The sequence below is a fragment of the Methanobrevibacter sp. genome, from assembly GCF_045646045.1.
Lineage (GTDB): Archaea > Methanobacteriota > Methanobacteria > Methanobacteriales > Methanobacteriaceae > Methanocatella.
Genome location: NZ_JAZRJY010000151.1, coordinates 1 through 12,069 on the forward strand (window position 1 = coordinate 1; position 12,069 = coordinate 12,069).

Genomic DNA, 12,069 nt, shown 5'->3' on the forward strand with positions numbered 1-12,069 from the left:
GCAGCTGCACTTTTAGAAACATTTTTGGATAATTCAGTTCTGAGTTCAACTAATTTTTCTTGAATCTCATCAACTTCCATGTCCCAAATTTCTTTACTTCTTAAAATCGCCATTGTTCCAACTCTTTTAAGATAATTAAATTTAGTATTTAACTATCATCTTCTTCTACTTCTTCAGTAGCTTCTTCTTCGACAACTTCATCCACAACTTCTTCTAATTCCTCTAAGTCTTCGATTTCTTCGACGACTTCTTCCTCTTCGAAGATTTCTTCAATTTCAGAATCTACTTCTTCTTCAATAACTTCTTCACTAGCATCTTCTTCAGCTGTTTTTGCTGGAGGAATAATTTCAACGGAATCAGGTAATACAGTTTCTGGAGGCATAATTCTTACATAAATACCTAAAACACCAGGTTTTAATTGAACGGTTGCAAAACCTTCTTCAACTAATCTGATTGAAGGTTCACCACATTTTTTAATGTATCCTTCAACGAATTTAGCTACAGCAGATCTTGAACCTCTGATTTTACCAGAAATAGTAACTTCTACACCTTGAGCTCCTGCACCCATAATTCTACGAATGGTTGAGTAAGCAACTCTTCTGAAGTGCATACCTCTTTGTAACATGTTAGCTATTTTATAAGCCATGATTTTAGGGTTAAGTTCAGGAACAGCAACCTCTTTAACTTCAATTTGAGGATTGTCTAATCCAAATTCATTTTTAAGAGTGTTGGTAATAGATCTAACATTTTTACCACCTCTACCAATAACCATACCAGGTCTTTCAGCATAAACGATAACCATAGTACCTAAAGGTGTAATTTGAACATCCATACCACCGTATCCTGCTCTTTCAAGTTCTTTTTCTAAGTATTCGTCAATCCTGGTTCTTCTAAGGCCCTCTGTGACAAAATCTTTTTCTATCATTAGTTAGCCTCCTGTAAAACTATTTGAATATGAGTTGTAGGTGTATTGAAAGGAGTCATTCTACCGAATGCTCTAGGGATGTAACCTCTGATAACAATACCTCTGTGACTTGAAATATGTTCAATGAATAATTTTTCAGTGTCCATACCTTTGTATTCAGCATTAGCTTCAGCATTTTCTAAAACTTTTAATACTTGTTCTGCTGCTTTTACAGGGTATCTACCACTAGCCCATCCTTCTTGTCCTTTTCTGTGTCCGACACCTCTGTTGTGTCTTTTGAAAGGAACAGATTTTTTCATATCCATAACATCTTCTAAATAAGTTTTAGCTTTAGCTACTTCCATTCCTCTAATTGCGTTACAAATTTCAACACAGTGTTTTGGGGAAATCTTGAGAGATTTTGCCATAGCACGTGCAGTTTTTGCTTCGTCAACATCTTTATTATAAGCATATTTATTATTAGCCATGATCTAATCTCCTTATTTAAGTGGTACAAACATTGATGATCTTGTAGCTCCCATACCAGGGTCCCCATGTTGAACTCTTTGTCTAGTTGGTGCATATTCACCAAAGTAATGACCTAACATTTCAGGAGTAATTTTTACTTCTACAAAGTTACGACCATCATAAATACCAAAAGTGGTTCCAACCATTTCAGGTAAAACAATCATATCTCTACAATGGGTCCTTACAACAACAGGACGACCATCTTTAGTTCCTTCTTTATTCAATTTTCTCATTTTATCCAAAACTTTTTGTTGTCTTGGTAAGAATCCTCTCTTTAAAGATCTTCTTTGTCTTGCAGGATATAATTTCATTACTTCCTCTAAAGACATTTCTTGTAATTCTTCAAGAGTATAACCTTTATATTTAAATACTTTTCTTGCCAATGAAACACCCTCTATCTATCTTTTTAATCCAGTTCTTCTAGCTGCAATTGAACCAACTTTTCTTCCCGGTGGTGCATGTCTTGAAATAGTAGTAGGACGACCAGGATGTTGTCTGTTACCTCCCCCGTGAGGGTGATCTACTGCGTTCATTGCTACTCCTCTAACAGTCATACATTTCTTACCTTTAGCTTTAAGAGCATGCCATCTTTTACCTGCTTTGAGGTAAGGTTTATCTTTTCTACCTCCACCAGCAACGACACCGACACTAGCACGACAGTTAGGGTTTAAATATTTTAATTCACCAGATGGTAATTCAACAACAGTTTGGTTTGCATCGTGAGTAATTAAAGAAGCATAAGTTCCAGAAGATCTTACGAAACGTCCACCGTCTCCAGGAGTATTTTCAATATCGTAAATTGGAGTACCTTCAGGAATTTCGGCGAGTGGTAATGTGTTACCAAATTTAATAGGTGCAGAAATACCACATTCAATTTCATCATCAACTTGAATGCTTTCAGGTGCTAAGATAAATTTCTTTTCTCCATTTTCGAATTTGACTTCTGCAATAGGGGCAGTTCTTGCTGGGTCATGTACAATATCAATGACTTTACCTTTAATACTACCTTCTTTTTCTAATGCATCGAAAGATCTGTATCTAATTTTATCTTTAAAACGATGAGAAGCAACACGATGAGTAGGAGTTCCTTTACCTCTTCTTTGATGTATTAATCGTTTTCCCATTCAAATTCCTCCTTAGAATACTCCTATTCTGACAGCAAGTTCTTCTGCCATTTCTTCTTCAACAAGTTTAATGTATGCTACTTTTTCACCTTTAGGAGTAATGTGAGTATTTACTCTTTCAACTTTTTCTTCGTATAAGTCTTCAAAAGCTCTTTTGATTTGGCCTTTGTTAGCGCCACGAAGTACGACAAAAGCAATTTCATTATTTTCGTCGATTAAGTTCATGGTTTTTTCAGTAACATGAGGTTTAATAATAATTGAGTATGAATCCATATTAATCACCTTAATTTATGCAAATTATTGGAATAAACCTCCTAACTTTTCTACAGCAGATTTAGTGAAAATAGTAAGTCTTCCTGGGTGAGTACCTGGTGCTAATAATTCTGCGTTTAAGTTTTCAACAACTACAACGTCTACACCAGCGTGGTTTCTTGCACCTAAGCTGATACCATCATCTTCACCGACGACTAAAAGAGGTCCTTTTACTTTTTTGTATTTTCTTCCTCTTGTTTTACCTCTACCTGCTCTAATTCTTTTACCTTCTTTTGCACGAATAATATCATCATAAACTCCTAAACTTTGGAAGATTTCACGAGTTTGTTTAGTAGTTTTTACAGAACAGATTTCGTCTTCAACAATGATAGGTACTTGTTCTAAATCGTCAACTCTGTGACCTCTGTTTTCAACAAGTTCTTTATCAGCGGTTGCTGCGACAGCAGATCTGATTGCAAATCTTCTTTCTTTTATGTTGATTTTTTCGTGATGATTTTTCTCAGCTCTTGTTGGGTGAGCTTGTCTACCACCAATAGCCATTGGTACAAAAGCTGCTCTTGAACCATTTTTAATCCTAGGAACTCTAGCAGTACCTCTACCGGAACCCCAACCTTTTGCTGAAGTTCTTTTACCTGCCATTGGGTCATTACCCCATGGTTGTACTCTAGCAGATTGTGCTGATAAAACAGCTCTTTTGATTAAATCTGGCCTATATACTTCATTAAAAATAGCAGGAAGTTCAATTTCTTCTTTTACTTCCCCATTAATAGAATAAACATTAGCCTTCATGATTATACCCCTTGTTTAGATTTTGTACTTATGTAGTTGATTTGAGGTATATCCTCAGATTTTTTACTAGGTCTAATTGCTTGTCTTAAAATAACTAATCTTTTGGATGGTCCTGGTACAGAACCTTTAATTAAAATATAATCATTTTTAACAAGACCATATTTAATGAATCCACCATCCGGGTTGATTTGATCAACTTCATCAGCAGATGCAATTTTTAATATTTTTTTATTGAATTCAGTTCTTTTATGGTATCCCATTTGACCTGCTTGTGCTACAGTCCACATAGTTCTTCTTGGAGTCCAAGGACCAATTGAACCAACGTGTCTTCCTTTACCACTTCTAGTAGCTTTACCATATTGAATTCTAATATTCCATCTTTTAACTACACCCTGGAATCCTTTTCCTTTTGTAGTTGCGATTGCATCAACAAATTGACCTTCATTTAAGATGTCACTAGCTTTTACTTCATTACCTAATAATTCTAAAGCAGTATTTAATTTTTCTTCAGCGTTTGCGCCTCCGATACCACATTCAAATATATCTGGTTTTTTCTTAGGTACGCTAGTTACTTTTGGATTGGTGTGTACTAAGACTTTAATATCTTCTGTGCGATCTAAAACACCTTGTATTTTTGCAATAGCTTCAGATTTATTGTATTCTTTAGGAAGTGAAATTTTCCTAGAGAGTTCGTTATCCAAATTATCTGCAAGTACTTCGGTGATTACTTTCAATCCACGAGAAGTTTTTTCGTATGCTCTAATACCCATTACTACGACCGGAGGGACTTCCAAAACAGTAACTGGAGTGAAAACTTCCATACCGTTGGTTGGGGAGTTTTTATCATTGTCAGTGACTAAAGCATGAGTCATACCGACTTTATACCCTGCGAGGCCTAGTAATTTTGGTTCATCATTTTGCGGCCAAGCTTTTACTCTAGGGGTTTCTTTTGCTACTCTTTTTCTTGGACTATAAGCAACAGACCCTTTTCTTGGCTGGTGATGTCTTACCATTCATTAACCTCCTTAATATATATTTTCCTTTATTTTAATTATATTCAAATTTTTTAATAGCCGGAAAAGCTATTTTTGATAAAATTACTTTTAAATAATTTCATCGAAATAATAAATAGCTGTAAAATTGATTACAACTAGATAAATATTATTGCAATATATTCTATATGAGCTAAAATTTATTTGAAGCACAATAAAGAATTTATTTAATGTATAAATTATTCTGCGCTAAGTTATTTTTGGCGAGTCCCAAAAATATCAATGTATAAAAAGTTGAGCAAGTAATCTATTAGCAGTGTAAAAACTAATAAACAAAGTGAATTAATATTTCATAAAGTTGAATAAAGAAAGCGTAGCGACAACTGCCTCTTCAGTTCTCACAGTTTCAGTACCCTGATTAGGAATCGTATTTAATTTAATTAAATCCCAGTTAGGATTTGAAACATCTTCTTGAATTGAAGAATAAGGGCCACCAAATAAAATAGCAATACTTTTAGATTCTTCTACTTTATGCTTTAATTCATCAAAAATAGAATCAATATAATCTCCATATCTTGTAGTTTCAATTACAAGATTAGGTTTAATTAATTTTAAGCTATTTTTAAGACTCTTATTAGAGGATATTACATTATATCCCCAGTAAATGTCATCTGGTTTATCAGGTGTGACTATTACTTCTTTCTTAGCTATTTTAGCAATCTTAAAGTCATATATTTCTTTAACAGTAAGTTGCTCTTTGCAGAATGCAAGTTTATCCATACCTATATCAACGAAAGTTCCTTTTTTGTTTCGTTTAACAGTAAAACCTTGTCTATAATCACCGACGTCAGGTTGACCTTTCAAAGGATGATGTGGAGTTCTTAGTGGAGGGAGAATACCTACATGTTTAAGTTCTTTTTTTATTGGAAAAGCTTGTTTCCTCAAGTATTGAGGCGTATCCATAAAACTTAAAACTTCAGCCATAAAGGCCCCATCACTTTCTCCATCTTCATTTTTCATATGGTCATCATTGTAAATAACCACATTATCTGCTTGAAACACGGCTAAAGCTCTACCTAAAATCCCTACTTTGTAAGTACGAATTTTGAGATCTTTAGACTCAGAAAGAAACGAATTTGGAATAAATATAGATAGCTCATCTTTATACATCATATATAATATAAATATATAACTATATAAAGATTACCCTACATTTTAGCTTCACTAAAATAGATTTACACATTTAAAGTATTATATCAATTATAATACCTGTAGCTCTTTTTATGCTACCAACTTTTTTATACTCAGAGAATATATTAATATAAAGTATATACCAACTACTATATAAAGGTATTGTTTTTGAGATTATAATGAAATAATTTATAAAAATTTGATGAATTTTATGATATTATAACAAAAGCTTTGAGTCTTATTTCTTTATTTTTCAAACATACATGTTTACTTTTATTTATTTCATCAAATTTTCTTTTTATTGCGGATAATAGACTTTTTATATTATTTATTATTAAATATATTTCTTTTTCAAAAAATTTTTAGTTTAAGCTTTGATACCCAACATGTGAAGTCTGATTTGAATATACTATACTTAAAAAGACAAAAATTAAAAAAAAAAGAATATCTAAAATTACCCCTTGCGGTCAACAACATGATCCTTCTTAACCGGACAAGGTTTTACTGAAACATTCTTAATTTCAGGTATTTGTAAAATTTCTTTTTCAACTTTAAGTGAAAGTTTATATGCTTCCTCAACGGTTAAATCGGCATCCATATGTACATGCATAGTAACAATCAGATATGATGAGAAATTATCAATTTTAATGTTATGTGCATTGCTTGCATAAGAAGAATCATCAACTATCTTTTTAATTCTTGTAATGATTCCAGTATCTACCGGCACAAAACCCATAATATGCAAGATATTTTTTTTACCAATAACATATGCTGTTTTTAAAATCAATAATCCAATAACAAAACCTATAATCGGATCTAGAATTGGAAAACCCGCTTTTGATACAATAACACCAATTAAAATAGCAATAGAAGTATATATATCTGTTCTTTGATGATGTCCATCAGCCTCAATAGCAGGACTGTTAATTTCCTTTCCCATTTTAATAATATACCTACTAATAATAAAATTAATAAATATTCCTAAAATAGCCATTATTATGACATAATTATCCGGCACTACAATAGAACCCGGATCTTGAAGTTTATGATATGCCATGTCCATGATTTCAAAGCTTATAAACGCTAAAAAAATCACAATGACAAGTCCGGCTAATCCTTCAGCACGACCATAACCTTCAGGAAACATCTCATCAGCAGGTCTTTGACTTATCTTAAAGCCAATATATGCAATAATGGAAGTTACAACGTCTGTAAAGGTATGCAATCCTTCAGCGACCAGCGCATAACTTCCACCCATCAACCCGACAGCAATATTCAATATTGTCAATAAACAATTTGAACCAATAGCTACCAGTGATGCCTTTTTTCCAGCTTTATCACGATCAGTTTCCATAAAAAATCTCCAAAATAAATTATATTAATTTGATACTATTAATAATATATTCAAAAGAATGCGTTGAAGTGCATTGGAATTTGATATACTATTACTAAAATAATATAATCCAATATGAAATATATGTCCAATCATTAATAAAGTTTTAAAAATTAAACACGAATAAAAATGATTTGAAAAAAAAAGAAATATTAAATATTAAATGATTACATTTCTGCTCTAATGACAATCACATCAACATTTTGATTATCTTTTGTATGGAAATCATAGAGTTTAGGAATTGGAAAATCATACCGGAAAATATGAGTAATCTCAAAATTATTCACACCATAGTAATTAATCAAAAACTCTTCAGTTGATGCCATATGAAAAGAATATAAAACACTGCAGTTTAAATCAAAAGCTTTTTTTACAAATTTTAAATCCTGACCGGCGTCCGCTTTTTTCTGTGATCCGAAGGGAGGATTTTGAAAAACAGTATCTGCATCCAACTCACAATTAAAATCACAAATGTCACTTTGAATGAATTTTGCATTGTCAAGATTTAAATTTGCTGAAACTTCTCTGGCCAACTTTATAGAATCTTCATCAATATCTACACCAACAGCCAAATCTGCACCCATAAGCAATGAAGCTATTGCAAACACTCCAGTACCACATCCCAAATCGAAAATATTTTTTTCTTCAATATCACCTAAAGAAAATGCATTCCACACCAAGTCCGCAGCAATAATTGAAGGGGTAGTATACTGTTCAAGATTCACTTTGGGTTTAGGATGAGGGGGAATGGATTGAAGTCTCATTTCTAAATGTTTTTTTCGAGTAATTTTTTTCATCTAATCAATATATTTAATTATTATATTTTATATAATTATGATATACTAAAAAAATTACTTTGAGGTTTCAAATGTTTGAAAAAGTATTAATTGCAAACAGAGGAGAAATAGCTATTAGAGTAATGCGGGCTTGTCGTGAGCTTGATATTAAAACCGTGTCTGTTTACTCTGATGCAGATAAAACTTCTCTTTATACAAATTATGCAGATGAAAGTTTTCCTTTAGGTAACCCTTCCCCTGCTAAATCTTATTTGAATATTGAAAAAATAATTAATATTGCACTTGAATCCGGTGCAGATGCAATTCACCCAGGATATGGATTTTTAGCAGAAAATCCTAAATTTGGAGAAGAATGTGAAAAAAACGGAATAAAACTTATCGGACCTAGTGGAAAAGTTATCCACGAAATGGGAGATAAAATCACATCAAAAGCTTTAATGAAAAAAGCTGGAGTACCAGTTATTGAAGGAACTCCTGAAGGTGTAAGTGATATTGAAGAAGCAAAAGAAATCGCAAGCCAAATAGGTTATCCTGTAATCGTTAAAGCTTCCGCTGGTGGTGGAGGTATTGGTATGCGTGCAGTTTATGAAGAAGAAGAACTTGTACGTGCAATTGAATCCACACAATCTGTTGCAGCTACAAACTTTGGTGATTCTACAGTATTTATAGAAAAATATCTTGAAAAACCAAGACACATTGAATTCCAGCTTTTAGCTGATGAGCATGGAAATGTCATTCACGTAGCAGACAGAGAATGTTCAATTCAAAGAAGACACCAGAAATTGCTTGAAGAAGCACCTTCTCCAATCATGACTGATGAATTGAGAGAACAAATGGGTGGAAGTGCTGTTAAAGCTGCAGAATATATAGGATATACAAGTGCAGGTACTGTTGAATTCCTATACGACAATGGAAACTACTATTTCTTAGAGATGAATACCCGTATTCAAGTAGAACATCCAATTACCGAACTTGTTACAAACACTGATTTAATCAAAGAGCAAATCAAAATTGCAGCAGGCGAAGAATTAAGCTATAGTCAAAATGATATTCAGGTAAATGGTCATGCAATCGAATGTCGTATTAATGCAGAAGATCCACTTAATGACTTTTCACCAAACCCTGGTAAAATTACAGGTTACAGGTCACCTGGAGGGCCTGGTGTACGTTTAGACAGTGGAGTTTACATGAATTATACAATTCCAACTTTCTATGATTCAATGATATCAAAATTAATTACCTATGGTAGAAACCGTGAAGATGCAATCAACAGAATGAAAAGAGCATTAAGCGAATATATCATATTAGGTGTAAAGACTACAATTCCATTCCACAAAGCAGTATTAAGAAATCCAAACTTCATTAAAGGAGATTTAAATACTCACTTCATTGATACCTATAAGAAAGGTATTGAAAAAGAAATGGACAATGTAATAGCTGAAGATTTAGAATATGTAAATAGACTTAAATCAACATTTATGCCTGGTAAAAAAATAGCTGCGATTTCAGCGGCTGTTGGTACTTATCAAAATGCTGCTATGAGCCAAATGAATAAAAAATAATTGATGGGGATAATATGCAAAATGAAGTAATCAACATATTAAAAAAAGAAGAAAGATTTTCTGAAGAAACAATTAATGAAATCCGTGAAGTTGGAATTAACGATTTTGCAGACATAATAAAAGAAGTAGGGCAACAAGAAACAGATTATCTAAAAAGAGATGAAATTTTAAAAGATTTAAACACCAATATGATTGGACAAGAATTATACATATTCAAAGAAGTAATGTCTACAAATACTGTAGCTAAATTCTTATCCGAAAATGGTGTATCTAGTGGAACAGTTGTCATATCTGAAAAGCAAAGCAATGCAAAAGGAAGACAAGGAAAAGCTTGGGAATCCCCATTAGGTGGAATCTGGTTATCTCTTATTGTAAATCCACAAGTAGATCACTCCAAAATTCCAATGATAACCCTGGCAACTGGTGTAGTTGTTGTAAAAACCCTTGAAAAAATTGGAATCAACAATGCTGAAATCAAATGGCCTAATGATGTAATGATTAATGGTAAAAAAGTCTGCGGAATATTAACCGAAGCAATTACCAAATTCAATATTATTGAAAATGTGATTATCGGTGTTGGAATCGATGCTAATTTCGATGTGGACTCACTTTCCGAAGAATTACGTGACGGCACTACAACATTAGATATTCAATTAGGACATAAAGTGAATGAAAATGAAATAATTAAAATTTTCTTTGAGGAATTTGAAAAGATAGGTAAAATATTCAATGAAGGCGGATTTGAACAAATACTTAAGGAATGGAGAAAATACTCATATTCCATTGGAAAAATCGCAGAAATAAAAGAGCCATTTAATAAATCTTATGACGCTTATGTTTTGGGCATAAGCAGAGAAGGGGCCCTAGTTGTTGAAAAAATTGATGGAACCTTAGAAAAAGTAATATCTGGAGAATGTTTAATTAAAAAGTAAACACAATCTCCTTACATTTATCTTCATTAATAACTAATTTTTCAAGGTTATTAAATGAAGATACTATTTTTTTATTTAATTCAACTAAATCTAACTTAAAAGCATCACTTGTTGATAAATCAAATCTTATTGTAGCTGATGCGCCAGGCATTGAAACCGGCGGAATTGTAATTATCCCATGCTCTTTTAATAAAATGAAAGAAAATACAAAAGCCACATCATTATCGGATAATTTATGAGATACTTTAAGTTCACTGGCCAAATCGCTTGGAGTAATCATTACACCAGTAGGTGTAGCTTTGAAGTTATCAAAATTTTGATTCAATAAATCCAAAAGTTCATCCTTTCTGGAAAAACTTTTAATTAAATTATCTCCATTAAAATTCTTTATACCATTTAACATTGCAAGTACAGCCGGAGGTTGAGCTTCAAGACCAAATTGATTAACTTTAACCTTTATTTCATCAATCAATTCTTTACGGCCCGCCATTAATCCTCCTCTTGGACCAGGCATTAATTTATCTGTACTGGTTATTGCAATGTCAGCGCCCAAGTCACATGCCTTAGGCTGATTGAAAACTACAGTACGAAGTCTTGCTCCGGAAGCATCATCAACCATTACCGGAATATCTTTTTCATGAGCCATTTCAATAGCTTTTTTAAAATTATCTAAATCAATGACTTTATGATCCATTGTTGAACCAGTAATAACAACAAGAGAAGTGTTTTCAGGTATTGTGAATTCATCAAAATTATCTGTTTCACTATAATTAGCATTAACTAATGCACAGCTTCTTGGAATAGATGGATGTGCAGGTAATTCGGCCAAATAATGGACAACATTAGTATTTTCACTTACAAGAGCCAATACTGTTGCAAGTATTCCGGAAGAAGTTCTATTTAAAGGAAGAACCTTTTCACCACCCATATGTTCAATTCCGACTTTCTGAAGTTCTTCTTCAAAAATAGCCGGTCCGACATATGTTTCTAAAAGATTTATGTCTGAAGGAGTTGCAATAAATCCTCCAGCCAATCCTGTTAAATCATATAATGATTCACGGGATTTGTTTAAAACCCAATCTTTAATAATTGACAGTGCATTTTCCCTTTTTTTAACTTCATCCAAAGAATTATTTATAATCATTTAGATATCATCCAATTCCAATTTCATATCGGCAAAAGCTTCAAGGAATGGTTTTAAATCTTTTTCAGTTAACGGAATAGAAGTATACTGTTCTTCTTCAGGTTCTTCATAAGAGTATTCGGCATCAAGAACTTTACCATCAGGAGTAATCCAAATCATTAAACTGTCGCTAACTGTATCGCTTTTTTTAGTTGGCGGGAAGAATATTTCAAAGGAAGTTCCTAATTGAGAGAAGAATTTTTCTTTTTCTTCATCACTTTTATTACATTTTTTAATTTTTCTAATTCTTGATTTTAATCTTTTTTCAGCAAGTTCATTTATGTCGGACATTTTAAAAAAACTCCTCAACTTAATTAGTTATAACTATTTTTAAAATTCTAATATATAAATAGTATAGTCAAAAAATTATATTAAGCGTTATTTATTTTTTGAACTATAAG

The 12,069-nt window shown here is 32.5% G+C and carries 14 protein-coding genes and 1 pseudogene; 2 read left to right on the forward strand and 13 right to left on the reverse strand.

Going from position 1 to position 12,069, the window contains the following annotated elements; all coding sequences use genetic code 11:
• From ACKI5C_RS10040 to ACKI5C_RS10090, 11 genes and pseudogenes are all read right to left on the reverse strand, one after another.
• A pseudogene (locus ACKI5C_RS10040) lies at nt 1-113 on the reverse strand (50S ribosomal protein L29); the annotation flags it as partial.
• Between the two features lie 35 nt (nt 114-148).
• Nucleotides 149-925, reverse strand: coding sequence for a 30S ribosomal protein S3 (locus ACKI5C_RS10045; RefSeq protein WP_407432985.1), 777 nt, complete (start codon nt 923-925; stop codon nt 149-151).
• The gene (locus tag ACKI5C_RS10050) at nt 925-1,392 is read right to left on the reverse strand and encodes a 50S ribosomal protein L22 (protein ID WP_407432986.1); all 468 of its coding nucleotides are present in this window, start codon (nt 1,390-1,392) and stop codon (nt 925-927) included. Before ACKI5C_RS10050 ends, ACKI5C_RS10045 begins: the two co-directional genes overlap by 1 nt.
• A 12-nt stretch (nt 1,393-1,404) precedes the next feature.
• Nucleotides 1,405-1,815, reverse strand: coding sequence for a 30S ribosomal protein S19 (gene rpsS, locus ACKI5C_RS10055; RefSeq protein WP_149730855.1), 411 nt, complete (start codon nt 1,813-1,815; stop codon nt 1,405-1,407).
• 15 nt (nt 1,816-1,830) lie between these two features.
• The gene (locus tag ACKI5C_RS10060) at nt 1,831-2,556 is read right to left on the reverse strand and encodes a 50S ribosomal protein L2 (protein WP_407432987.1); all 726 of its coding nucleotides are present in this window, start codon (nt 2,554-2,556) and stop codon (nt 1,831-1,833) included.
• 12 nt (nt 2,557-2,568) lie between these two features.
• Nucleotides 2,569-2,829 (reverse strand): 50S ribosomal protein L23, encoded by a 261-nt coding sequence (locus ACKI5C_RS10065; protein ID WP_407432988.1) that lies wholly within the window; start codon nt 2,827-2,829, stop codon nt 2,569-2,571.
• Between the two features lie 24 nt (nt 2,830-2,853).
• A complete protein-coding gene (gene rpl4p / locus ACKI5C_RS10070; RefSeq protein ID WP_407432989.1) occupies nt 2,854-3,618 on the reverse strand; it encodes a 50S ribosomal protein L4 in 765 nt (254 codons plus the stop codon).
• Between the two features lie 2 nt (nt 3,619-3,620).
• Complete coding sequence (rpl3p, locus tag ACKI5C_RS10075) at nt 3,621-4,631, reverse strand: 50S ribosomal protein L3 (protein WP_296807799.1); 1,011 nt, start codon at nt 4,629-4,631, stop codon at nt 3,621-3,623.
• A 321-nt stretch (nt 4,632-4,952) separates the two neighbouring features.
• Nucleotides 4,953-5,780 carry a putative RNA uridine N3 methyltransferase gene (locus ACKI5C_RS10080; protein ID WP_407433013.1) on the reverse strand — a complete coding sequence of 276 codons (828 nt, stop codon included), beginning with the start codon at nt 5,778-5,780 and terminating at the stop codon, nt 4,953-4,955.
• A 475-nt stretch (nt 5,781-6,255) separates the two neighbouring features.
• Nucleotides 6,256-7,155 carry a cation diffusion facilitator family transporter gene (locus ACKI5C_RS10085; RefSeq protein WP_407432990.1) on the reverse strand — a complete coding sequence of 300 codons (900 nt, stop codon included), beginning with the start codon at nt 7,153-7,155 and terminating at the stop codon, nt 6,256-6,258.
• 206 nt (nt 7,156-7,361) lie between these two features.
• Nucleotides 7,362-7,991 (reverse strand): METTL5 family protein, encoded by a 630-nt coding sequence (locus ACKI5C_RS10090; RefSeq protein WP_407432991.1) that lies wholly within the window; start codon nt 7,989-7,991, stop codon nt 7,362-7,364.
• 71 nt (nt 7,992-8,062) lie between these two features.
• Here ACKI5C_RS10090 and ACKI5C_RS10095 point away from each other — a divergent pair, with 71 nt between their 5' ends.
• Both ACKI5C_RS10095 and ACKI5C_RS10100 read left to right on the forward strand, forming a co-directional pair.
• Nucleotides 8,063-9,553 carry an acetyl-CoA carboxylase biotin carboxylase subunit gene (locus ACKI5C_RS10095; RefSeq protein ID WP_407432992.1) on the forward strand — a complete coding sequence of 497 codons (1,491 nt, stop codon included), beginning with the start codon at nt 8,063-8,065 and terminating at the stop codon, nt 9,551-9,553.
• 14 nt (nt 9,554-9,567) lie between these two features.
• The gene (locus ACKI5C_RS10100; protein WP_407432993.1) at nt 9,568-10,485 is read left to right on the forward strand and encodes a biotin--[acetyl-CoA-carboxylase] ligase; all 918 of its coding nucleotides are present in this window, start codon (nt 9,568-9,570) and stop codon (nt 10,483-10,485) included.
• Here the strand turns inward: ACKI5C_RS10100 and ACKI5C_RS10105 are convergent.
• On the reverse strand, nt 10,475-11,629 hold the full coding sequence (locus ACKI5C_RS10105; protein WP_407432994.1) for a TIGR03576 family pyridoxal phosphate-dependent enzyme: 1,155 nt from the start codon (nt 11,627-11,629) through the stop codon (nt 10,475-10,477). The two genes, ACKI5C_RS10100 and ACKI5C_RS10105, sit on opposite strands and share 11 nt — an antisense overlap.
• Nucleotides 11,630-11,959 carry a hypothetical protein gene (locus ACKI5C_RS10110; RefSeq protein ID WP_407432995.1) on the reverse strand — a complete coding sequence of 110 codons (330 nt, stop codon included), beginning with the start codon at nt 11,957-11,959 and terminating at the stop codon, nt 11,630-11,632.
• Between the last annotated feature and the right edge of the window lie 110 nt (nt 11,960-12,069).